Below are 24,264 nucleotides of genomic sequence, written 5' to 3'. Positions count from 1 at the left end.
ATAAAAATACGGCATGTCTTTTTTTTTGCATGTTGCAGTTAAAGTAGTGTTATATTCATATTATAAGTTGATTAAACATCACTTATGTGTAATAATAAAAAAGTGATAGTAAAGGAGGATGCTTATGGAAAATGACATTCTAAATCTTGAACAGGCAATGGAGCTCTTCGGTGTTAGCGAACGAACCATGATTAAGTTGCTGCGGGAAGAACGGATTCCGGCAAGAAAGATAGGCCGTGAATGGAGATTCAGCAAAAGCGCATTACTGGACTGGTTGGGCACCGGCGTTTCAACTGACTATTTAAACCAGATGGAACTATTTAGAGTAGCAACCGACACAAAAGCCCGAGTTCCGGAAGTTTTATCACAGATAGGACAGGCAATAGAGAAACTGAAAGACAATGGCACAAATATACGTGAATTATTGCCTGAGTTGGAGGAAGATATTTTTTTGCCTGCTGATGCAAACTTACGGGTAAGCTATAAGCGTCAGCGCGGTCTTGAAAAATTGACCTTCAAAATTTTTTGGTTTGATGAAAAATAGCATATGAAAATAGTAGATAAAAAATAGTAAATGAAGAATGGGTGAGTATTATGTCCCGGAAGAAGGCACAGAAAAAGCTTTTTATATCAAATATTGTTTTGTTGGGCCTGGTCAGTTTTTTTACAGATATAAGCACCGAAATGGTTTATCCGATTCTACCATTGTATTTAAGTACTGTTCTGGGTGCGTCACCTGCCATTATTGGTGTGATTGAGGGTATTGCTGAAAGCCTGGCCAGCATATTGAAATTGTTTTCGGGTATGATTGCCGATAAGTACAATAACAAAAAGCAATTAGCCTTTATGGGTTACTTGGCCTCTTTTTTCAACAAATTCATTATTTTGATGTCTGCCTCATGGGGTGGGATTTTTATTGCACGCATTATAGACCGCTTTGGAAAAGGAATACGGACAGCACCCAGGGATGCGCTGATTGCCGAGTCTGCCGAAAACAGCAACTTTGGCAAAGCATACGGATTACATAAGGCTTTTGATATGTTAGGAGCTTCTGTCGGTATACTGCTTGCATTTTTCTTGATGGTATCTGCTGATGAAAGTAACTTCCGCAATATTTTTATTATTTCAATAGTTCCGGCTCTGATAGGACCCTTATGTGTGCTTTTTGTCAGAAACGGCAAAAAAGCAACGGAAGTTAAAAAACTGGATTTTAAATGGAGATCACTGGATAAAAGATTAAAGATGTTTTTAGTCATTATTTTCATATTTACCCTTGGAAATTCATCAAACTCCTTCATCCTGCTCAGAGCTTATAACGCCGGATTTTCTGAACGTGAGGCCATTCTTTTGTATTTTCTATATAATCTTATTGCGTCACTTTTATCATATCCTGTTGGAAAGCTGTCGGATAAAATCGGGCGCAAATATACCTTGTGTGCGGGATATTTCTTTTATGCAGCGGTATATCTTGGAATCGGTTTATCAAATTCGAATTTTGCCTTTTGGGGACTATTTGCCATATATGGCGTGTATACGGCGCTCACTGCGGGGGGAGAAAGAGCGTTGATTGCAGAAATCACCCCTCCGCACTTGAAAGGCAGCGCATTGGGACTTCATTCCGCAATTGTGGGGATAGGGCTGTTACCGGCTTCTCTCATCGCGGGTTTTTTGTGGGATGCCGCAGGTCAGGCCGCCCCATTTGTCCTGGGCGGATGTCTGGCCTTGTTTGCGAGCATAGCTGTTTTTTTCGTATTAAATAAGAAACCTGCTCTTTCCAAATAACATTTTATTTACGTTATCTTTGTTTCATATCAATTTTTCCCATTAATTTACTTTTTACTATTGACATATATTTACATATATGTTATATTATTAAAAATGAATAATAAAGCATGCTCATTCATTTTCTCTCTCAGTCAAACTCAATTGGGTACGACTATCCTTTACACAATGCTGTGTAGAGTTTTCAAAGGAAAGATCTTTTGGACGCAGTTATCCGACAGGTCTGAATAAGCTTATTCGTCAGTAATGAATTCCGGCAAAACACCATCCTGTTTTTATATATGATGCAAAAAATGCAAGTATGTATTGGATTATTGCATTATTGGCAGCGTGTCTTTTGGCATGCTGATAAAAAAAGGCGGGTGAAACTATGAATAAAATCAGGTCTCCAAACGTATCCAAACTGTAGTTTTAAATTCACAGTTTGTTAAATTACTTAAAAAACCAGACATAAGAGTCGAGAGGAGATATATCTATGAAGAAAAACAGAATTTTAAAATCCTTTATTGTTTTTTCACTTACAATTATATTAATAGGGACACAATCATTGGTATTTGCCAAACCTTCAACAGAGGTTTTCCAGGTTGAGAAACCAACCTATGAAATCACAAAAAGTCCAAACAGCAAACTGTTCGTAAATCTGGAAAAGAAGATTAACGAAGCAAAAGACAGTGATGAAGTTCCTGTTACAGTCGTATTCAATAAAAAACTCACTGATGATGAATTCGCATCTATAGAAAAGCTGCTTGGAAATCCGGAAATCAAACACAAATTTGAAATTATACCCGGAGCTGCATTAAACCTGACCAAAAATCAAATCAGCAAGCTGGAAAAGTCCGACCTGGTCAAGCAGGTGGAATATGATGAAGAGGTACATGCCACAATTGATACAGCCTCCAACTGGTTTGGCGTCAGCAAGGCAAGAGCAGACTTTGCAGGCATAGACGGAGATCATGACGGTGCTCCGACAACGTATACAAAGAATGACATTGTAGTTGCAGTCATCGACACAGGTATTGATGGAAACCATGTAGACCTGGATGGCGGTAAGGTTATAGCATGGAAGGACTGGGTCGGAAATAAAACAACCCCCTATGACGATAATGGCCATGGAAGCCATGTTGCGGCCACAGTTGCAGGCACCGGTGACGGCAATGCCAATTACAAGGGCGTGGCTCCGGGTGCTGCTCTTATTGGACTGAAGGTCCTTGACTCAGGCGGAAGCGGAACCATGAGCAATGTTACGGCAGCTATCGATTGGGCTGTAGCCAATAAAGCTACATATAACATAAGGATTATAAGTTTAAGTCTCGGGACATCGGGAAGCTCCGACGGTACCGATTCCACATCCCTGGCAATTAACAATGCCTTTAATGCAGGAATCGTACCTGTAGTCGCAGCTGGAAATTCCGGACCGAGAAAGGCCACCATCGGTTCTCCGGGAGCGGCATCAAAGGCATTGACAGTTGCAGCATTCGGAGATTTGGGGGAGAAAGGGTTTTTCCTGGCTGATTTCTCAAGCAGAGGGCTTACCGCAGACGGCAGACTTAAACCCGATATAAGTGCTCCGGGTGTCAATATCACTTCGGCAAAGGCCAATTCAACAAATCAGTATGTGGCATACAGCGGGACAAGCATGGCCACACCATTCACCTCCGGTACAGTGGCATTAATTCTTGATGCCAACCCTGATCTGACACCCGCTCAGGTTGTAGCCTATATAACAGGCACGGCACAGGACTGGGGAACGGCAGGACAGGATTTGGATTACGGCTATGGCAGACTGGACAGCTATGCAGCTATTAAGGCAGCAGGCGGCTTTACAGGTACCGGAATAGAGGTTCCTATACACCTGTATAAAGCTGATTCTCTTGCAGGTACAAATAAATATGATGAATTTACAATTGCCATACCCGACACAAAGTATCCGGTAGCTATTACATTAATACAACCTGACTGGACATCTTCCCAGGATTTCGATATATTCCTGTACAATCCCAGCGGTACACAGGTAGCAAGTTCCGAAGGAGCAACCAGACAGGAAACTATCAAATATACTCCGACTACGGCAGGAACATACAAGATCAGAATACTTTCCTACAGAGGAAGCGGTTCCTACTCCATTGATGTGAGCTCAGGTGCATCCGCTGTCACTCAGACAACCAACCAGTAACAGCTCCATATGATTGCCGTACGCAAAAAGCCCGTTTGAAAAGACGGGTTTTTTGCTGCTCCAGGAATTTTAGAAAAAAGGAAAAACGTATTTACAAATATTCATTAATGGAATAACATAGTAATATAGATATTACGATATGGTAATATGTGATGGAGGTAATATGATATTATGGAAATAAAAAAAGAACACATTAAAATGCTTGACAGTTTGATGCATCTTTTTTACAAACGAATGAACAATTTTAATGTCGAAATTAATTCTACATACTTCCAAGGGGTTACCAGCATTGAGATAAGCATTCTTGGCATTGTGGGTGAAAGTCCGGATGTAATTTTAAAGGAAATAGGTGAACAGCTCCAGGTTCCTGCCAGCACGTTGACCAATGCTGTCGACCGTTTGGAAAATCGCAATTTGCTTATGCGTTCCATAAGCAAAAGAGACAGGCGTTCCTTTGGACTGATTTTAACCGACGAAGGAAGGAAATTATATCAGGAACATGAAAAGGCAGAGCAGATAACGTGGAATAAAATACTGGGCACCCTGGAAAGTGATGAAGAGGTCGAGTTATTTCTAAGCCTTATGAAAAAGATTGCAGAAGGTATTAAATAATCAGGTCAGGGGGAGCAATATATGAATAAATCAATAACAAGCAAGGAAAAATCAAAAATTGCCTTTGATAAACAGGCAGATCATTATGATTCTACTTATTATGGTCAACATGCCAGAAAACTATATGAAAGTGTTATTGAGACAATGAACAAGTATGATTTCAAAAGTGTCTTGGATGTAGGCTGCGGTACAGGCAATGTTCTTTTGGAGGTTATTAAGAGAAAAAGTGTGGATATTGCAGGAATAGATCTTTCGGAAAAAATGCTGGATATAGCCCGAAGGCGCATTGGAAACAGTGCCGACCTGCGGAGCGGTGACTCGGAGCATTTGCCCTGGGACAGTGCCGCATTTGATATGATAATCTGTACCGACTCATTTCACCATTATCCCCATCCTTTAGCTGTTCTTGAGGAAATGAAAAGGGTTTTAACTCCAAACGGAAAAATTGTGATAGCAGATGCCTGGATGCCGCCGCCACTAAGACAGCTGCTAAATATATTTATGCCTTTTAGCAACGATGGAGATGTAAAAATGTATTCACAGGGGGAAATGAAAAAGCTCATGTACAAATGCGGCTTAAAATTTGAGAATTGGCAAAGGATAGGCAATAGAGCGTTTATAACAGTTGCAAAAAAAGGATAGAAATTTTATGGAGATAATAGAGATAAAGCTAAGTGTAACAAATTGTTTCCTCATAAAAAATCAAAGGAATTATGTCATGGTGGATACCGGCTATGAATATGATTGGGATTTATTCCGCAAAAGGTTGACTGAGGCTGCTGTGGGCCTGCAGGAAATAAGCCATATCATACTGACCCACCACCACGACGATCATTGCGGGCTTTTACATAAGATTCTGGAAGTAAACGGCAGCATACGCGTAGTCATGTCCCACCAGGCCGAAAGCCTTCTGTTAAAGGGCGAAAATGACCGGACACATGGGGGCGGTCTGCTTAACAAAAGGGTAGAATTTTTAATCGGATTAAAACAGCTGTACCTGTCACTGGTATTAAAAAAATCTGTCAACAAGAAAGATAATCTTAAATTTAAACCATATGAAGCCAGGGACAATGACATTAAAATCATGGGAGAGACACGGCTGGTAGATATAGGGCTTAATTTGGCCGGAAAAATTATCGAGACACCGGGACATACCATTGATTCAATTTCAATAGTCTTTGAAGACGGTGACTGCATAGTAGGGGATGCAGCGGCTAATTTTTTAAGATTTGCAGGTACGAAGTACTGTGTAATATTCGTTACGGATATACGTGAATACTACAGAAGCTAGGAAAAGTTGATTTCACATAAGGTACGCCGGATATTTCCCGCCCACGGCAAACCTTTTGCGGTTGAAAAGCTTGCTCGGAATATCGGTAAGATAAAACCGGGTAAATTTTAGTTTATTGTATATAAAAAAATTATTAAATAAGTCTTGACAAAACAATAAAAATATTATATTCTTTATTAAGAATAATTCCTATTCTTAATAAAGTAGGTGGTAGTTTGAAAAAGCATAGAATGCTAATTTTAGATATTATCAAATCTTCGGAGGAACATATGAAGGCCGAGGAGATATATATGAAGGCAAAGCAGCTGCAGCCATCCATAGCGGTAGGCACTGTTTACCGGAATCTGGGCCTTATGACCGAAGCAGGTGAAATAAGACGCATAAGCATTCTGAATGCGCCCGACAGATATGACAAATCACTGCATCCGCATGAACATCTTATTTGTCAGAATTGCGGGGAGCTAACCGACATAACGGTTTCTGACCTGAAAGAATATATGGAAAAGCAGACAGGTATTGAAATTTTGAGTTATGAATTAAATTTGAGATACATCTGCGATAAATGCAAAAATGGATAGGTTAAAGTAGAAGGAGCAATTGCGCGTCTGTAGGTTGAATTAAGATTTGGCAGGTATGCGGAAATTTATTAATGCTAATAAACAGCTCAAAAAGAAGCTTAAATTAAATAATAAAAATAAGGAGAGTATATTATGAACATCAAAGGAACTAAAACCGAAAAAAATACTGGCTGCAGCTTTTGCGGGCGAATCACAGGCAAGGAACAAGTATACATATTTTGCATCGGTTGCAAAAAAAGAGGGCTACGAGCAGATAGCAGCTATTTTTGAAGCAACTGCCAACAATGAAAAGGAACATGCAAAATTATGGTTCAAAGCCCTGGGTGAGCTTGGAGATACTGCAGCTAATTTGCTTCATGCCGCAGAAGGAGAAAACTACGAATGGACCGATATGTATGAGGGTTTTGCAAAGGATGCTGAGGCAGAAGGTTTTACCGCACTTGCAGCTCAGTTCAGAATGGTTGCAAAAGTTGAGAAGGCTCATGAAGAAAGATACCGTGCACTCCTTAAGAATGTAGAAATGCAGAAGGTGTTTGAAAAATCGGAAGAAACCATGTGGGAATGCAGGAACTGCGGTCATCTTGTAATGGGCAAAAAAGCACCCCAGGTTTGTCCTGTTTGCGCACATCCACAAAGCTTTTTCGAAGTGAGAAAAGAGAATTACTAAGCCGTCAATAACAATATTTTAATATTTACTGATAAAATCCCCAAAGTCTTTCAAAATGACTTTGGGGATTTTATTTTGCTGTTTTCCAGCCGAGCATGCAAATAATAACTGGCATTTGGATGACCAGGCTATTTGTTTTTTTATCCAATTATTCATATATTCATATGAACACTTGACTATATGAACATTAATCAATATAATATACCCATACGGGTATACGTATATATTATTTATATTCTTGGGAGGTATTTCAATGCGTGCATGTATGGATATTCCAAATCTTAAGACAAGGATTAAAAAAATACAAGGACAGCTTAATGCAATAAGTGAAATGATTGAGAAAGATGTTCCCTGTGAAGACATCCTCATTCAAATCGGTGCTGCAAAGGGTGCGCTGCACAAGGTGGGTCAGGTTGTTCTGGAGGGACATCTGCAGCACTGTGTCAAGGATGGAATTGAACATGGTGATGCCGACAAAACCATAGCTGAATTTGCAAAGGCAGTTGAACATTTCGCAAGGATGAGTTAAGGGGTAAATTATGAATAAAATAAAAGGGTGGTTTTCCGAGGAAGAAAATAGGACGGTTATTTTTATTGTAATCTCAGGCATAGCTCTCATTTTAAGTTTTCTGAATGTGAGATCAAGCAGTATTCCGGTTGACTTGGCCTGGATAGCTATTGTTCTTTGCGGATTCCCAATTATCAAGGAAGCTTTTTTGGGGTTGGTTTATGAACTGGATATTAAAGCCGATGTGCTGGTTGCCATGGCGTTGATTGCTTCAGTTTTTATAGGTGAAATTTTTGCTGCCGGTGAAGTTGCATTTATCATGACAATAGGAGCTTTATTGGAAGACAGGACTGTCCGCAAAGCCCGTGAAGGTATAGAAAAGCTGATTGCAATTACTCCGCGGACAGCACGGGTCATACGGGACGGGATTGAATCTGTTGTTCCGTCCGAACAGGTAAAGGCAGGCGACACCTTGAGAGTACTTGCAGGGGAAACCGTGGCGGTGGATGGAATTATCATCTCGGGACAAACCTCCATCAATCAATCCGTTATGACAGGGGAAAGCCTTCCTGTGGACAAAGGCATTGGTGATGATGTCTCCAGCGGAACAATCAATCAATTCGGTACCTTTGAAATGAAAGCCACCAGGGTAGGAGAAGACAGCTCATTGCAGCGTATGATCAGGCTGGTTGAGCAGGCGGATGCAAATAAGGCTCCGATTGTAACATTAACTGATAGATGGGCCACATGGATCGTAGTAATTGCTCTGACCTCCGCAATAATTACCTGGCTTGTGACAGGAGAAATAATACGGGCAGTGACGATCCTGGTAGTATTCTGTCCCTGTGCTCTGGTACTGGCAACTCCCACTGCCATCATGGCCGGAATTGGCAATGCCACCAGGTTTGGTATTCTGATCCGGACGGGTGATGCACTGGAACGCCTCTCAGGTATAAAACGTATTGCCTTTGACAAAACCGGAACCATAACACATGGAAAGCCGGAAGTGGTGGCGGTTAGAAGTTTTTCTCAAAATATTACAGAAGATGAACTTTTAAAAATTGCCGCCTCATCGGAAAAATACTCAGAACATCCTCTCGGACGTGCAGTTTTGAACCAGGCCAAAAACAAGGCTGAACTGCCTGCACCTCAGAACTTTGTGCTGCTGCCCGGCAGAGGGGTAAGTGCTACTGTGGACAATAAGCATGTTATTGCCGGCAACAGGGAGTTGTTTGAAGAAAAAGCTGTTTCCATATCAAGTGAAATTCTAAAATCAACACAGGATTATGTTAACGATGGCTGTACAATTATCTATATAGGTGTTGAAAATGAAGCTGCCGGCTTTATCGCATTATCGGATACACTAAGAGCTGACGCCCGCAATATGGTTGAACGGATACATTCCTTGGGTGTAAACACCTTATTGCTCACCGGAGATAATTCGCATGCTGCAAATCATATGGCAAAGCTTACCGGAATACACGATGTAAAATCACAGCAATTGCCCGAAGATAAAATGAATGCTATCATCAGCTGTCAAAAGAGAAATGAATATGTGTGTATGGTGGGTGACGGAGTAAATGATGCCCCGGCACTAAAAACAGCTTATGTCGGAGTGGCAATGGGAGGGATAGGAAGCGACATTGCCGTCGAGGCAGCCGATGTTGCTCTGGTAAGCGATGATATACAGAGAATACCTTACCTGCTGAAATTATCGAAAAAGACTATGAAAACTATTAAATTGAATGTGGCATTTTCCATGGGTTTGAATTTTATTGCGGTAATACTTGCAATAACCGGAATTCTTAACCCCGTTGTCGGTGCGTTGGTACATAATGCCGGTTCGGTAGCCGTTATTCTCAATTCGGCAGTTCTCCTGAAACTAAAAGATATATAAGCCTGATATAAAAATGAAGGTATGTCTCAAAACACTCAACATCCTGTTTCAGGTTGCTGCTCAAACTGGTTTTCTGCCGATTTGAGCAGCAAAGGCTTCATTTATTCCAGTCAGTTATTGATTTCCTGGGACAGCCTGTTAAAATTCCTCAAGTGGTTTAGTTTTTCAACAGCCACACTTGCTTTCCACCAGTTTTCACTAATTGAAAATTCCTTTGCGTATTTTTCATTATTTTCAAACCAGCTCCAGGTAATATCCCAGACACCATTCTGCGGTCTTGTATCAATAAGATAGTCAAGCTCTGTTTGTACGATGTCTTCGTTTTCCTTATAAAAGACGCTCGCGGGTGAATGTATGTAATCCGAAGGTCTCCGGGTATGGTATGTCCATTTTGACGTATCCCTTTCAATGATATTATGTACAAGCTTTTTTATTCTTTCGGACAGCAGGCTGTGGTTAAAACGATTTGTTAACCCTGCCCGCTCTATGGCATCAAGCAATGCACAATACCCGCCAAGACCCATTTCACCATATTGATCTGTTGTGTCGAGCTTGCTGATAATTTTTTCCGAAAGGCTCAGTGCCTTATTAAACAATTCCGAATTTTTATGGGCATTTATTAATATGAAGCTGACTATTTCAGCGGTCAAGCCTATACTTTCAGTGGCATTGGCTTCCGTATCCCAGGTCCACCAGGGCGCGTGGGCAAAATCATTATTTGACGGAATACTGAAGTACCAGCCGTCATCAGAGCAGTGAGCATTGCTTTCCAGGTATTTGAATATTCCCCGCATTACAGGATGCTGCAGGTCGTCAAAGCCAATGCCTTTTAAAATTTTGATTGCGTAAAATGTTGTATACGGAGAGGAATTTGGGTTCCAGCTGTCTGCTTCAAGAGCATGTCCAAATCCTCCATCCTCATTCTGATAAAATGATAAAGCGGACAGCACCGCATCCTTGCTGCCTTTTTCAAAGTAATACCGCCATACAGCCAGATCGATCTGCCTTGCATTGCGGTATATCCATGATCTGATTTCCAAATAGTCTTTTAATAAAAGTTTTTTCATAAAATATCACCTCATAAATATTTTACTGAAAATAAGGGAGTCTGTATTGAAAAAATCCGACATTACCTTGTTTTATATGCAAATGTTCTTGCGTCACCGGGAGAAAGAGTGTGGTATCTTTTGAAGTCGTTCAGCAAATGCGACTGATCTGAATATGTATATTTGCAGACACTGTCGTGCATATTGAAATTTCCGTCAAATAAAATATCATGCCAGAGGTATTGGAAACGGACAAGTTTTGAAAGCTTTTGTGGCGAAACACCCACGTATTCCAAAAACAGTCTTTCCAGCTGCCTCTGGCCCACAGCAGCGTAGCCGGAAATTTCAGCAGAAGTCGGTGTGCCCTTGGCTTCCAATATTTTATAAACAGCGTTCATTACATTATTATTCTGTTTGTTCGAGTCGAGTTTTTTAATGAGATATTGTTCAACCTTTGCGGCCCTGTCTGTAATTAATGTATTATCAATTAATATATCCTGCAGATCCCGTTTAAAGTTTTTAAAGTATACATCGGTATCCACAAAGGAGTTAAAGGCATGTTTCATGGGCTCATGGGAAAACAGCGGTACGGCCCAGCAGTAAAACCTTATGGCAAAGCAGGAAATCGAGGCTGTGCCGGCCTGTGTCCTATCCTGGAAGGTATTGTCACTTATCCCTGCAAATAGAGCATTGACCTCACTTTTATCCATATTTACATAAAAGATTATATCCATACAGGTATCAGGTATTACAAGGATAATCCTTTCCCCTGCGGAAGCAGTCTCAGGGGAGTGCTCCGGCGTACCCCAAAAACAGCAGACATAAGGGCTTAATGCTTTGCAGGGCTGCAGTTCAATATATGTTTTGTCACTTAAGAAAGGCTGGGCTGTAACAGGGCGGTAGATGCCATTTAGTTTGAACATTTATATTCCTCTTATTGAAAGTTGTCCCAAATATAAAGACATTATCACTCTTAAGCCTTGAAAAGTCAATTGTCAAGCTTTAAATCCTCAATAAAAACATTTTCTCAAAATAATTGACATATCTTTATTAAACATATTATACTTATTTAGTAATTTACTAATTTACTAAATAAGTAATTATCAATTAAACTGCTGCTAATAAAGTTATAGTGCGGCAGTTGGAAAGGGGAAGTGTTTTGAATATAAGAGAAAATGAATGTAAACATGAATGTGAATACATTGACCGGGAATATTATTTGTCTCCGTCAAGGCAATTGACACAGGTTGAAAAAGAATTGATCTGGAAGAAGCCTCGGTCTCACAAGGTCAGTGAGGAAGAGTTCCGCATTTGCAGGGAGATAAAACGGAACTGGGACCGGGGTGAAATGAAAATTGCCAATATCCTGCTGGAAGGTGATGCAGGTTCCGGCAAAACTCAGCTGGCCAAAGCCCTGTCGGCTGATTTTGGCTTGCCTTATACAAAAGTCACATGTTTTGCCGATATGGACAAATCCGATATTATTGGAGCCATCCTGCCGGTTATTTCAGCTGAAAGGCTGGAAAAACTGGAGTCTCAGGATAAAACAGCCTTAAAGGCATTATATGAAAATGACGGTTTCAAAAGTTCAACCGAAATATTGATGGATGTGTTTGGTGTTACCCGGGAACAGGCTGTTTTAAAAATGAAACAATTGCTGAAACTGGCTGCTGAGAATTCAGAGGGAGATGTTATTGAGTACCGTTTTTATCCGTCGGAAATTGTAAGGGCCTACCAAAAGGGCTATCTGCTTGAAATACAAGAGCCTACCGTCATTCGGGATGCCGCTGTTTTAATGGCGCTTAACTCGGCCCTGGAGCCCGATGGAAGTATAAATCTTCCTACAGAAATAATTCGCAGACATCCTGATTTCATAGCTGTAATTACGACCAACCGCGGTTATGCAGGATGCAGGCCCTTGAATGAAGCACTGCGGGACAGGGTGCAGCACACCGAAAAGATGGATTTGCCTGCAAAGGAAGTCATGATAGAACGTGCTGCTGCCAAAACAAATTATAGAAATCAGAAGATGCTGGACGTACTGGCAGATGTGATCATTCTTCTGGACAGAACAGCCCGTACCAATGCCATCAAGGGGGTTGCCGGTATGCGTTCATTTTTTTACTGGGTGGATGCGGTTGCGGGAGGTGCTTCGGTCAGAGAATCACTTTATCACAAAGTAATTTATAAAATAACAACAGATTCGGAAGAAATAAAACTGTTGGAGGAAGCACTTAAAAGTGATGGCTTGTTTGAAGATTTAGAGGAAGCTGATAAATCCATAAAAAAAAACTGAATTCAGAAGCTCTTGAGATACGGACCTGGGACCAAATAGACCACAAGCAGGCTGACCATGGCGGTGACAAGGATGAAACCGGAATATTATTAAAGAAGTCTGCCGACAGCGAAAAAAGCTCTTTTGAAACCCCGGATGATTTTCCAAATGAATCGGACGGTGAGGAAAGTACGGATTTAGGCGAGGAGGGCTTACCCGGATATCATCCCGCAGACCCCGACATGATGCTGAAAATTTCAAAAGAAAAAGAGAAGAAAGAGATACGCAGAAAATTGAATCAGGATGCAAGAGAGATTGTTTCCAATTCCATTCATAAAGGAGTAAAATTGATTGTCCACCGTCCGGATTATACCCCGGAGAATCAGCAGGAATACTTTAAATTAAGCAAGGAGCTTATGCCGGTTGTTTCGGAGATTGTGAGAAAAACACTTCCCTTGCTGGAACATGAAATCACCTCTGAATTTTCGGGAAGTCACTATTATGGCAGCAAATTTCAGGCCGGCAGTCTGGCCTACCGGGATTTAAAGTATTTTGCCAAAAAGCGTCCTCCCACCGAAGCTCCGTCCCTGGCAGTGGGACTCAGAATTGATGAATCCGCATCCATGTCGGCTTTTGGGAGACTTGAAGCGGCAAAACGTGCAGTGCTGGCCGTATATGAATTTTGTCAGGCATGCCGTATTCCCATATTGATTTACGGTGACACGGCTGATGCATCCAAATTGGAGCAAATGTCGGTTTTTGCATATGCCGGTATTGACCGGGTGGATTCTGCCGACCGGTTCAGGCTCATGGGGATCAGCGCCAGAAGTAATAACAGGGACGGAATGGCCCTTAGAATAATTGCAGAAAAATTAAATACGCTAACTCAAAATACCAGATTATTGATCAGCATCAGTGACGGTCAGCCCAAAGCAATGGACAAATATACCGGAGAGTATGCAGTTATGGACATGCAGCAGACAATAGCCGAATATGAACGTAAGGAAGTTAAATTTCTGGCTGCTGCAATCGGACAGGATAAAGATGTTATCTGTCGGATATATGGGAAAGAAAGATTTTTAGACATAACTGATTTAAAGGAATTCCCTGCAAGACTGGTCAGAATTATAGCACGGTATCTGTGAAATTATATAGTAATCCCTAATTCATCTTTACCTTTGTAATTTTTTCGTATCAACTGGTAACTTCCGTACTAACTTCATGAAATAAGGATGCCCCCAAAACAATTACGAAAATTGTATCGCCTCATTTAAAGCGGTTTTGCCGTCGCTCAAACTCGACCTCCTGTCTCGATTTGAAGCTCAAAGCAACGTCCTGTTGCTTTGCTGTCAAAACCACTTTACCTTCGTCGACAATTTACCGTAATTGTTTTTAACTGTGCATCTTATTTCATGAAGTTGTCCTCGCGTACCAGTTGATTATGATTAAATCAATCTGCAAAGCAAAACAAAATTTCAATTAGCACAGTAGGTTAATTTATTCCAGTATCCTCTCATTTATTTGACCATTTTGGGAATAATAAGCCTAAAAGCAGTTGGAAAGGAATCAGTATGAGGCAGAGAAAATGGAATAATTCAAATGTAGCCATTACACATAACAGCGATGAGGCTGCAGCTATCAAACAGGCAATTGAGCTGCTGAAAATAACCGAATCTATAAACAGCAGCGACGTAGTGGTTATAACGCCCAACTGGGTGAATAAGAAACAGCCTGATTCTGCAACCGTTGTGGGGCCTGAGAGTTTAAGACAGATTATCAGGATGATTAAGGACAGAAATCCGAAAAGAATAGTAGTTGCCACAGGAACAGCAGACGGGGAAACAAAGGACGTCATGGATTCTGTTGGATTTGGAAAGGTCATTTCAGACGAGGGCGTAGAGTTTGTCGATCTGAATCACGGGCCTTTTGTACGAATTAATTTGAATCACCCGATTGTCACTGCAACCAATTTAAATAAACTATTTGAAGAGGTGACTGTTTTAATTTCATTTACACAGTTAAAGCAGCATGAGGAGGCTACAATGTCTGCGGCAATAAAGAACATTGCACTGGGGTGGCCTCCGGCTGATGAACACGGGCAGCCCAAGAAAAATCTTGGAATACACACTGAGCTCCATGGGTTCATATCGGCGATGGCCCAGCAGGTTCCCATTGACTTGTCCATCATCAGCGCAAGTCCTGCAATGATAGGAACTGGGCCTTCAAAGGGAATTGCCCGGCATACGGGGCTGGTTGTGGCGGGCTGCGATCCGGTTGCGGCAGATACGGTCGGAGCCAGGCTTTTAGGCTTTAAACCCCAGGCTGTGAGATACCTGTTTGAATGCAGTAACAAGAAAATAGGAGAAAGCGTTGTTGAAAATATAAATATAGCGGGTATACCCCTGGTGGAAGCCGAAAATATTTTCAGTCAGGCCGCGTATGGAGATGGACTGGCTATGGATATGAAATAGACGGCTGAAGAAAAGATATAATGAAGATCAAAAAATACGAAATATATAACGAAAATATATACCATAATATATAGTTGATTTGCTGATAATTATAAAGAGGAGGGTATTGATGAAAAGTATAATTCCAAATATATCGGTAGAAAATTGCAGGGATGCTCTGGAGTTTTATAAATCGGTATTCGGCGGTGAAATAAAAATGGTCAAAACTGCCGATAACAGTGATATGTTTAAAGGGCATGAGGGAAAGATAATGCATTCGGAGCTTCATATTGCTCCAAACTGCATAATGTACTTCACTGATTTGTTTGGTGAAAGGGCCCAGCATACGAATGTACAACTGGTTTTGGAGCTGGATTCCAGGGAACAGATAGAAAAAGTATATGCCGAGCTGTCCAAAGAGGATGCAATCATTATATTTGAACTGCAAAAGACCTTCTGGGGAGCCCATCACGCAGTTCTGAAGGATAAATATGCGGTGACCTGGGGTTTAAACTATACTGAGATGGGTTGATTATCATAAAATGTTATCCTGAGTGCAGTGGGTGGAATATATTGTTAAAATGTGTAAAATTTTGCTGGGATGCTGTTGGCCGATTTACAAGTCATGGCAAAAAATGCTAATATTAGATCAATGATATTTGCTTTTTCAAAATCAGGACAAATACAGCGGTTATTTACAACGTGGGAAGGACATATGCTGATTATCCATTCTTCAATGTTTCAATAAATTAATCTGCATATTCGGTTTAAAACTCCGGGTTCCTTTGACATTACCGGCGTAATTTAAAATTCGTCTGTTATTGTAAATTTTTTGGGTTTGACCCTAAAGAACATTAATTCGAAATAGGCCCTCATGTGAAGGGGATTGACTAATCAAAAATTATAAAAGAATTCTGTTCTTTAGGGAGTACCCATAAAAAATTATTTAAACTCTTTGGCCAGGGCTTCAAAAGCAGGCAGGGAGTTTTTTATAGTTTCAAGACTTACGCAGTAAGCCAGTCTGAAATGGCCTGGACAGCCGAATCCTGAGCCCGGAACTATGAGCAGGTTGTACTTGACTGCTCTGTTTTTAAATTCCACATCATCGGCAATAAGTGATTTGGGGAACAGATAAAAGGCTCCGTCAGGTTTCACACATTCGTAGCCCAGGTTTGTCAGCCCATTATACAACAAATCTCTTCTTTCTTTGTATATATTGATGTCAACCGTGGAATCAATTGTCCTTGCTATGACCTTCTGGAAAAGAGCGGGGGCATTGACATATCCCAGAACCCTGTTGCAGTATATAAGTCCTCCCATAAGGGTATCAATATCTTCTGCCTCCGGATTTGCAGCTATATAACCCATTCTTTCCCCGGGAAGCGAAAGTGATTTGCTGAAACAGTCAATCATGATAGCGTTTCTGTATATAGTCAATATATTTGGTATATTAACGTCATAGGCAAGCTTCCTGTAAGGTTCGTCAGATATTATATAAATAGTATGCCCGTATTCTCTTCCTTTTTCCTCAAGTACATTTGCAATAGCCTTTAAAATATCAGCACCGTAAACAACCCCTGTAGGATTGTTGGGAGTGTTGATGAGAATAGCTTTTGTATTGGGTGTGATTTTTGATCTTAACAATTCAGGATCGGGTAAGAAAGTCCTTGAATCGGTATTTACTATTACTGCTTTTCCTCCGTGATTATCAATGTAGGAGGTATATTCAACAAAGTAGGGTGCAAAAATTATAACCTCTTCATCAGGATTCAAAAGAGTTTTTAAAACTATATTAAGAGCTCCGCCGGCTCCCACAGTCATTACCACATTGTTAAAGGTTAGCTGCAGTCCGGTTTCCCTGTTGATTTTACCGGCTATGGTTTCTCTTACCTCGGTATAACCCGCATTGTTCATATAAAGGTGCATACCCGGCTCTTTGGAATTGGCCAGCTCCCGGAGAGCGGCTTTAACTTCTGCAGGCGGTTCAGGGTCTGGATTTCCAAGAGAAAAATCGTAAACCTTGTCTGCTCCGTATATTTTTTTTAATCTTGCACCTTCCTCAAACATGGCCCGTATCATTGAAGAATTAGCCAGTCTGTTGCTGATCTTGTTTGAAATCATTCAAATTCCCCCTTAACGTATTTTTAAAAATTAATTTTATTTTGAGTAATTTTAAATACTTTTTCTTCCCCGGGTGTTACATTAACTGTTTTAAAGTTCTCGTAAATAACCATTCCGGGTTTGGCTCCGTTTGGTTTTTTAACATTCCTGACAAGGGTATAGTCAACCGGTACATTGGAAGATATTTTTGCACTGCTGTGATAGGCGGCTAAAATAGCAGCTTCCAGTAATGTTGAGTCAGGCACTTCACGCCGCTCTGCTCTTATTATAACATGTGAGCCTGGAATATTCCTTGTGTGAAGCCAGATATCGCTTGCAGCCGCCAACTTTAAAGTCAGCAGATCGTTTTGTTTATTGTTTTTGCCCACCAGTATCTGAAACCCGTCGCTTGAGGTAAAATCCAGAGGGGAGGAGGGTTTGTCCTGTTTCTTTTTTGAGTTTCTGGCAGATGCCCGGATATATCCCTGATCTGTGAGCTCCTGCCTGATTTCGTCAATTTCCTGTCTGCTGCTGCAATTCTCCAGCATAGTCTGAACACTTTGGAGGTATTCCAATTCCAAAAACGTATCCTTCAACTGTTGGGTTGCATTTAAATAGGTGCTTTTGGCCTTTGTATACTGTTTGAAATACCTTTGGGCATTTTCCTGGGCGGATTTATACTCATTTAGAGGTATTTCAATATATTCTTCATTTTCACTGTAATAATTCAAAACCCGTGCAGTTTCACTGCCTGCGGGAATACAGTAGATATTGGCTGTAATCAGTTCTCCAAAAAGCTGAAGCTTTTCCCTGTCTGAAACCTCGCGCAATTTGTCATTGAAAAGGGCAATCTTCTTCTCACAGCGGTCTATACCGTTTTTAATCACTTTTACAATATCGCCCATTTTCTGAGTCAGGCGCTCATTTGTATCCCGCAGGGAATAAAATTCGTCCAGCGCTGCGGACAAAAGCTCATATTTTTTGTATATTGCCGGCTGTTCAGGAACAAAACAATAGAAGTCCAGAGGTTTCAGGAAATTTTTATCCTGATAGATTATACAGGGTTCAAAGCCATTGTTGTTTATCCGAGCAAGATAGTTTTTTAAAGCTGAAATCAAATTATCCTTGTCGGCATGGCTTAAAGCAGCAACCGGTGTTTTGGGAGCCACATCCGCAGCCCGGCAAATTTCACGGCAGGTGTAGGGACTGAACCCTTTTATGAGATTTAACAATAAGCCTTCAACATGTTTCGCCTCCGAAACCAATGGATGTTCAAAAACCCGTTCCGGAACAATATTCTCCGGAAGTTCCTTATTCTGAGCGGGAGGGAGGAAGTAGGGCCTGGCAGGCATTACCTCCCTGACACTGCTGATATCACTGTCCACATGCTTTACCGAATCAATTATTTTATCTTCGCTGTTGAGCAGAATGATATTACTGTGCTTTCCCATTATTTCAACTACAACTCTTTTTACAGACAGATCACCCAGTTCATTTACAGATTCAATATTAATGGAAATTACCCTCTCATAATCATGAAAGCTTATGTCCAGCAGCTTGCCGCCTGACAGGTGTTTTCTCATGAGCATGCAGAAAACAGGAGGGGTCTGGGGATTTTCTTTTTGTGAAGCCGTAATATGAAGGCGGGGGTAGTTTGCATTTGCACTTGCAACCAGCCTGTAATTCTGGCTTTTTGAACGAACCAAAAGGACAACTTCGTCTGCTTCGGGCTGAAATACTTTTTCTACTCTGCCTCCGGCCAGCAAATCATTCAATTCATTAACAATACATTTTGTTACTATTCCGTCAAATGGCATTTTAGTTTAAACTCCTATTTTTAAATGAGATGATAACTCTTCAAATTTCTAAATTAAACAAAATTCAAAAAATAAGCTGCAATGTTGATTGCAACTTATTTTATCACACTTCAGTTTAGTGCATTCCTGATGGTCTGTAACATCTAAAATGATTATAACATTTAATATTCCAGCAGCCTAGGATTTTTTTAGTCCTCAAGAGCCTGACGGATATCCTCTATAATATCTTCAACATTTTCAATACCTACCGAAAATCTGATCAGGCCGGGATCAATGCCTGCCAGTACCAGCTGCTCGTCGGACAGCTGCCTGTGTGTGGAGCTTGCCGGGTGGAGAACTGCTGTGCGGCAGTCGGCAACATGAACTACTATGGCGGCCAGCTTCAGCTTGTCCATAAACCTGACCGCAGCTTCCCTGCCTCCTTTGATACGGAACGATACCACACCGCTGCAGCCCTCCGGCAGATATTTTCCGGCAATATCATGATATGGGTCATCCTTCAGGTAAGGATAGCTGACTGAAAGTATCCTGTCACTTCCCGCAAGGAACCCGGCCACTTTTTCTGCATTCCTGCAGTGACGCTCCATTCTTAAATGCAAGGTTTCCAACCCGATATTCAACAGGAATGCATTATTGGCCGACATATAGCAGCCGAAGTCCCTTATGAGCTGAACCCTGGCTTTGGTTATATAAGCAGCCTTGCCGCAGTCGCGGGTGTAAATCATACCGTGATAGGATTCGTCTGGTTCCGTCAGGCCGGGAAAATTGCCGCTTTCCCAGTTGAAATTGCCGGAATCCACAATGACGCCGCCGACACACAGGGCATGGCCATCCATGTATTTGGTAGTTGAATGAATTACGATATCTGCGCCATATTCAAAAGGTCTGAGCAGCATTGGCGTAGCAAAAGTATTGTCTATTATTAGCGGCACCTTATTCTTATGGGCTATCCTGGCAAATTTCTCAATGTCAAGCACACTGATTTTGGGATTTGCGATGGATTCGCCGAATAAGGCTTTTGTATTGTATTGAAATGTCTTTTGAATTTCTTCTTCCGAAGCGTCCTGGTCAATAAAGGTGATGCTGATGCCCATTTCACTTAATCTTTTGTCGAAGAGGTTAAGAGTTCCGCCATATATGGTGCTGGAGCATACAAAATGATCACCGGCTTTGCAAATATTCAATATGGACAGAAGAGAGGCAGCCTGGCCCGAGGATGTGCATACTGCGCCAATGCCGCCTTCAAGGGCTGCAATTTTGTTTTCTACACATTCCACAGTGGGATTGCTGATTCTTGAGTACATATGTCCGGGCACGGACAGATCAAACAACTTTGCCACATGCTCAGTAGAGTCGTATTTATATGTAGTACTTTGATATACAGGTAAAACACGCGGTTCTCCATTTCCCGGTTTATAGCCCTCCTGGAGACATTTGGTTTCTATTTTCCATGTCATTGAAATCACTCCTCACAAGTAATAAAAGTTCTAAAATTTAACATTAGCTTATATTTTATAATACATTGGTGATTTTAACAATATTGGTGTACAAACAAATGGGGCTGCAGTGTAAAGCAAGTGGTGGCAAAACTTCACACGGCAGTCCCGGATATAACTTCAACAGCCCTCATGGTTTATAGGGATTTTCATTGGTGTGAAACTCCGGTTCATACCAATCATCGATATTCTGATCAATTCTATCTATAGGTTTGATGGTATTGCTGAAGCCTATAAACGGATTGTTTGGGATACTGTTAATAATATTGTTTATTCTCTGTGAAACATAGCCGTCGTTTCTTCTTTTATTTCTCATGAAACATCCTTGCCTTTCTGGCTCACAAAATGTATGCATTTACGGTACTTACCGTGAGCCGGATAAGTCCATTAAAACATAAATTCTTTTTAATGCTAGTTTAGGATAATTAAATTGATTTAATACAGGATGTTCCTTCCTTAAAAAATAAAAAAGATACAAAATCCGTCAAAGGATTTTGTATCTTTTTTATTTATAATCAAGCAGCGATATTTTCACTATCCGCAGCTTTGGTTTTCTTGAAGCCGCCCTTCTTGGAATAAATAATTGCACCCACTATCAATACGGCACAGATTACAAGTGCTGCCAGCATACCCGGATCAGTGCTCTTATACTGTATGAGTATTGGTGCAGCTAAAAGGGAAACGAGATTGATAACCTTTATCATAGGATTGAGTGCGGGACCTGCCGTATCCTTCAAAGGATCTCCGACCGTATCTCCGACAACAGCCGCCTTATGGCACTCCGAGCCCTTTCCGCCATGGGCGCCGTCTTCAATGGTTTTCTTTGCGTTATCCCATGCTCCTCCGGAGTTGGCCATGAATACTGCAAGCAGCTGACCTGAAATAATTACTCCTGCAAGGAAACCTCCCAGGGCCTCGACGCCAAGAAGGATACCTACTACCAATGGAGAAACTACCGCAATGATTGCCAGTCCCAGCAATTCTCTTTGAGCTGCTACGGTGCATATATCAACAGCCTTTTGATAATCCGGCTTTACCTTGCCCTGGAGAAGTCCGGGAATCTTGAACTGACGTCTGACTTCATTGACGATAAGAGAGGCCGCCCTTGTAACCGAATTGATTATGAGGGAGGAGAACAGCCACGGGATACAGGCACCTATCAGCATACCGATGAAAACGGTAGGACTGGAGATTCTTATACCTGTATCAAATATAGTTTTATCAACACCCATACCGACCTGGATCTTTGAAACATCGGTGAGGAAGGAGCCGAACAGTGAAACGGCAGCAATAACGGCAGAACCTATGGCAACACCCTTGGTAATGGCCTTGGTTGTGTTTCCGGTAGCGTCGAGGCTGTCCATAACTTTTCTTGACTCCTTGTCCAGTCCCGCCAGTTCACCGATACCATTTGCATTGTCGGCAATTGGTCCGAAGGAGTCCATGGCAACATTGTTTCCGGTAAGGGTAAGCATACCTATACCTGTCATTGCAACTCCATACAGGACATAATGCACATCGTGTCCCCAGAAAATAAGTACTGAGCTCAATATGGTAACTGCAATTACAACTGTTTGCCATACTGCACTTTCAAAACCTTCAGCAAGTCCGCGCAGGATAAGTGTGGCCGAACCGGTTTTTGAAGCACCGGCTATTTCCTTGACAGGCCGGTGGGTTGTATCTGTAAAATGTTTTGTAACCTCATCCAGTGCAACAGCCAGTAAAATACCCACACCAACACAAAGGAAAGCTCTCCATTCATTCATATAGAAGGCTGCCAGTATAGCGAAAGATGCCAAACTTACCACTGCCGAGGTATAAAAACCTCTGTTTATTGAATTAAGGGCATCACCCTTTTTGGAGCCTTTTACAAGATAAGTTCCGATTATTGAAGAAAGAACTCCTATTCCTCTGACCAGAAGAGGGAAGATTATCCATTTGAGTTCTCCGGTGATTGAATATAACGAAAGTCCTAAAATCAGGCCGGAAACGATGGTAACTTCATAGGATTCAAAAATATCTGCTGCCATTCCGGCACAGTCACCGACATTGTCACCTACCAGATCGGCTATGACGGCGGCATTTCTGGGGTCATCCTCCGGAATGCCGGCTTCCACTTTACCCACCAGGTCGGCGCCCACATCGGCAGCTTTTGTATATATACCTCCGCCGACTCTCATAAACAGCGCCAGCAGCGTTCCGCCGAAACCAAAGCCCAGCAGCGCATCCGGTGCAGCTATTCCAAGTATGATAAAAATAAGTGTTCCGCCAAGCAGGCCCAGGCCATCTGTAAGCATACCTGTTATTGTACCGGTTCTGTATGCTATTTTCAGCGCTTCTCCGAAGCTTCTTCTGGAAGCCGAAGCAACACGGACATTGCCTTCAACAGCCATCCTCATACCGAATTGACCGACAAGTAAAGAGAAGGTCGCACCCATGACAAAAGCGATGGCTCTTGCAAAACCGATTACAATTTTAATTTGGTCTGCATTTAAGTTTGAAAACCTTTTTGTTGCCTCATCACTGGGAGGAACAATGTAGACTGAAAAGAAAAGAAGTACTGTAAGTACTGCAATAAGGGGAAGGATTGATTTCAACTGCCGGCGAAGATAGGCATCGGCGCCGCCTTTGATGGATCCCCAGACTTCCTGCATTTTTTCGGTACCCTTGTCATACTTTAAAACCTGACGGCGAAGCATCAGTGCATATCCTAATCCCAGAAAGGCAATCAACAGTACACACCAGATTCCAAAAGTTTCAAAGCTTGTGGCATTACTTAGACCAGACATAAAACATACACCCTTTCATAATTTATTTATTACATTGCATTTATAAAAAAAATTATTGATCGGAGATAATGGTTTGGAGTAATATGAAAAAATTGTACCATATTATACATTCGGTAAAATTATAGAATATCCTTCAATTTTTACGAATATAAAAAAATTTTTTTAAAAGGAAATATAGTACCAATAAGTGCTATTTTGAGTATATATTCCTATTGACCACAATATTTGTCTTAAAATATAATTTCAAAGTAATGCCTGCAGAAAATGTAAAATTAGATCGGTATTTGTCATGGAGTTATAGCAATTTATAACTATATAAAAATTTTTATGGAGGTTTTATTATGTTAAAGCAACGTTCTTTTTGGGGTTACATCGGGCTTTGCATTATAACTTTCGGAATATATGGATTGGTGTTTGTCTATAAGATGACCAATGACATCAATACATTAACAGCAGCCGAAAGTGCGGAAACAAGCCCGGGCTTGGCACTTGTACTTTACATGTTCACAGGAGGTATATATCCGTTGATATGGTATTATCAGCAGGGTCAGAAATTATACGATTCCGGAATGGCAAAGGGAGTAGCTGTAAAGGAGAAGGGATCGTCATATCTGCTGTGGATAATCCTTGGTGCATTCCTGATCGGTTTGGGGCCGCTGATTGCACTTGCAAAATTTATAAAGAATTACAACAGTTTGGTTCTTATATATAACAACAAAGTTGTTACAGGAGCTAACGCTTAACTACAGAAAAACAAAAAAAGCAGAGTCCTCATTTTGTCGG

Annotated in this window: 21 protein-coding genes and 1 pseudogene; 15 read left to right on the top strand and 7 right to left on the bottom strand. The window is 41.3% G+C overall.

Annotated elements, in window-relative coordinates; translation table 11 throughout:
• Positions 1-124: 124 nt before the first annotated feature.
• The 10 genes and pseudogenes from CTER_RS04195 to CTER_RS04150 all read left to right on the top strand — a co-directional run bounded on the left by CTER_RS04195 (position 125) and on the right by CTER_RS04150 (position 9,508).
• Positions 125-544 (top strand): helix-turn-helix domain-containing protein, encoded by a 420-nt coding sequence (locus CTER_RS04195; protein ID WP_004623915.1) that lies wholly within the window; start codon positions 125-127, stop codon positions 542-544.
• A gap of 50 nt (positions 545-594) precedes the next feature.
• The gene (locus CTER_RS04190; protein ID WP_004623875.1) at positions 595-1,782 is read left to right on the top strand and encodes an MFS transporter; all 1,188 of its coding nucleotides are present in this window, start codon (positions 595-597) and stop codon (positions 1,780-1,782) included.
• A gap of 475 nt (positions 1,783-2,257) precedes the next feature.
• Positions 2,258-3,955 (top strand): S8 family serine peptidase, encoded by a 1,698-nt coding sequence (locus tag CTER_RS04185; RefSeq protein WP_004623886.1) that lies wholly within the window; start codon positions 2,258-2,260, stop codon positions 3,953-3,955.
• 171 nt (positions 3,956-4,126) lie between these two features.
• Positions 4,127-4,567 (top strand): MarR family winged helix-turn-helix transcriptional regulator, encoded by a 441-nt coding sequence (locus tag CTER_RS04180; protein ID WP_004623892.1) that lies wholly within the window; start codon positions 4,127-4,129, stop codon positions 4,565-4,567.
• 21 nt (positions 4,568-4,588) lie between these two features.
• Positions 4,589-5,209 carry a class I SAM-dependent methyltransferase gene (locus tag CTER_RS04175; RefSeq protein ID WP_004623884.1) on the top strand — a complete coding sequence of 207 codons (621 nt, stop codon included), beginning with the start codon at positions 4,589-4,591 and terminating at the stop codon, positions 5,207-5,209.
• A gap of 7 nt (positions 5,210-5,216) precedes the next feature.
• Positions 5,217-5,858, top strand: a complete 642-nt coding sequence (locus CTER_RS04170) for an MBL fold metallo-hydrolase (protein WP_004623954.1) — start codon at positions 5,217-5,219, stop codon at positions 5,856-5,858.
• 215 nt (positions 5,859-6,073) lie between these two features.
• Entirely contained in the window at positions 6,074-6,436 is a 363-nt protein-coding gene (locus CTER_RS04165; protein ID WP_004623912.1) for a Fur family transcriptional regulator, read from the top strand.
• A gap of 132 nt (positions 6,437-6,568) precedes the next feature.
• Positions 6,569-7,103: pseudogene (rbr, locus tag CTER_RS04160) on the top strand (rubrerythrin).
• 253 nt (positions 7,104-7,356) lie between these two features.
• Positions 7,357-7,632: a metal-sensing transcriptional repressor gene (locus CTER_RS04155; RefSeq protein WP_004623898.1), complete on the top strand. Its 276-nt coding sequence runs from the start codon at positions 7,357-7,359 to the stop codon at positions 7,630-7,632.
• 10 nt (positions 7,633-7,642) lie between these two features.
• Positions 7,643-9,508, top strand: coding sequence for a heavy metal translocating P-type ATPase (locus CTER_RS04150; RefSeq protein WP_004623867.1), 1,866 nt, complete (start codon positions 7,643-7,645; stop codon positions 9,506-9,508).
• Positions 9,509-9,618: 110 nt separating this feature from the next.
• Here the strand turns inward: CTER_RS04150 and CTER_RS04145 are convergent, their stop codons facing one another.
• Together CTER_RS04145 and CTER_RS04140 are read right to left on the bottom strand one after the other, a co-directional pair.
• Entirely contained in the window at positions 9,619-10,575 is a 957-nt protein-coding gene (locus CTER_RS04145; protein WP_004623880.1) for a hypothetical protein, read from the bottom strand.
• 62 nt (positions 10,576-10,637) lie between these two features.
• On the bottom strand, positions 10,638-11,477 hold the full coding sequence (locus CTER_RS04140; RefSeq protein ID WP_004623938.1) for a helix-turn-helix domain-containing protein: 840 nt from the start codon (positions 11,475-11,477) through the stop codon (positions 10,638-10,640).
• Between the two features lie 236 nt (positions 11,478-11,713).
• On the opposite strand from CTER_RS04140, the gene CTER_RS29125 reads away from it, so the two are divergent.
• The 4 genes from CTER_RS29125 to CTER_RS04120 all read left to right on the top strand — a co-directional run bounded on the left by CTER_RS29125 (position 11,714) and on the right by CTER_RS04120 (position 15,811).
• A complete protein-coding gene (locus CTER_RS29125) occupies positions 11,714-12,850 on the top strand; it encodes an AAA family ATPase (RefSeq protein WP_004623909.1) in 1,137 nt (378 codons plus the stop codon).
• Between the two features lie 221 nt (positions 12,851-13,071).
• Positions 13,072-13,974 (top strand): vWA domain-containing protein, encoded by a 903-nt coding sequence (locus tag CTER_RS29120; RefSeq protein WP_004623959.1) that lies wholly within the window; start codon positions 13,072-13,074, stop codon positions 13,972-13,974.
• Between the two features lie 426 nt (positions 13,975-14,400).
• Positions 14,401-15,300 carry a DUF362 domain-containing protein gene (locus CTER_RS04125; RefSeq protein ID WP_004623870.1) on the top strand — a complete coding sequence of 300 codons (900 nt, stop codon included), beginning with the start codon at positions 14,401-14,403 and terminating at the stop codon, positions 15,298-15,300.
• A gap of 109 nt (positions 15,301-15,409) precedes the next feature.
• Complete coding sequence (locus CTER_RS04120) at positions 15,410-15,811, top strand: VOC family protein (protein WP_004623947.1); 402 nt, start codon at positions 15,410-15,412, stop codon at positions 15,809-15,811.
• A 410-nt stretch (positions 15,812-16,221) separates the two neighbouring features.
• On the opposite strand, the gene CTER_RS04115 is transcribed toward CTER_RS04120, so the two are convergent.
• From CTER_RS04115 to CTER_RS04095, 5 genes are all read right to left on the bottom strand, one after another.
• A complete protein-coding gene (locus CTER_RS04115; protein ID WP_004623931.1) occupies positions 16,222-17,400 on the bottom strand; it encodes a pyridoxal phosphate-dependent aminotransferase in 1,179 nt (392 codons plus the stop codon).
• A 23-nt stretch (positions 17,401-17,423) separates the two neighbouring features.
• Positions 17,424-19,196, bottom strand: coding sequence for an Rqc2 family fibronectin-binding protein (locus tag CTER_RS04110; RefSeq protein ID WP_004623868.1), 1,773 nt, complete (start codon positions 19,194-19,196; stop codon positions 17,424-17,426).
• 188 nt (positions 19,197-19,384) lie between these two features.
• Positions 19,385-20,653 carry an O-acetylhomoserine aminocarboxypropyltransferase/cysteine synthase family protein gene (locus CTER_RS04105; RefSeq protein WP_004623891.1) on the bottom strand — a complete coding sequence of 423 codons (1,269 nt, stop codon included), beginning with the start codon at positions 20,651-20,653 and terminating at the stop codon, positions 19,385-19,387.
• A gap of 169 nt (positions 20,654-20,822) precedes the next feature.
• Positions 20,823-21,008 carry a hypothetical protein gene (locus tag CTER_RS04100; protein WP_004623943.1) on the bottom strand — a complete coding sequence of 62 codons (186 nt, stop codon included), beginning with the start codon at positions 21,006-21,008 and terminating at the stop codon, positions 20,823-20,825.
• Positions 21,009-21,207: 199 nt separating this feature from the next.
• The gene (locus CTER_RS04095) at positions 21,208-23,481 is read right to left on the bottom strand and encodes a sodium-translocating pyrophosphatase (protein WP_004623913.1); all 2,274 of its coding nucleotides are present in this window, start codon (positions 23,479-23,481) and stop codon (positions 21,208-21,210) included.
• Positions 23,482-23,822: 341 nt separating this feature from the next.
• On the opposite strand from CTER_RS04095, the gene CTER_RS04090 reads away from it, so the two are divergent.
• Positions 23,823-24,224: a DUF4234 domain-containing protein gene (locus CTER_RS04090; protein WP_004623922.1), complete on the top strand. Its 402-nt coding sequence runs from the start codon at positions 23,823-23,825 to the stop codon at positions 24,222-24,224.
• Positions 24,225-24,264: the final 40 nt, after the last annotated feature.

This window comes from Ruminiclostridium cellobioparum subsp. termitidis CT1112 (assembly GCF_000350485.1).
GTDB classification, from domain to species: domain Bacteria; phylum Bacillota; class Clostridia; order Acetivibrionales; family DSM-1351; genus Ruminiclostridium; species Ruminiclostridium termitidis.
The sequence above is the reverse complement of the archived record's forward strand: the minus strand, read 5'-3'. Positions and strand labels throughout refer to the sequence as shown.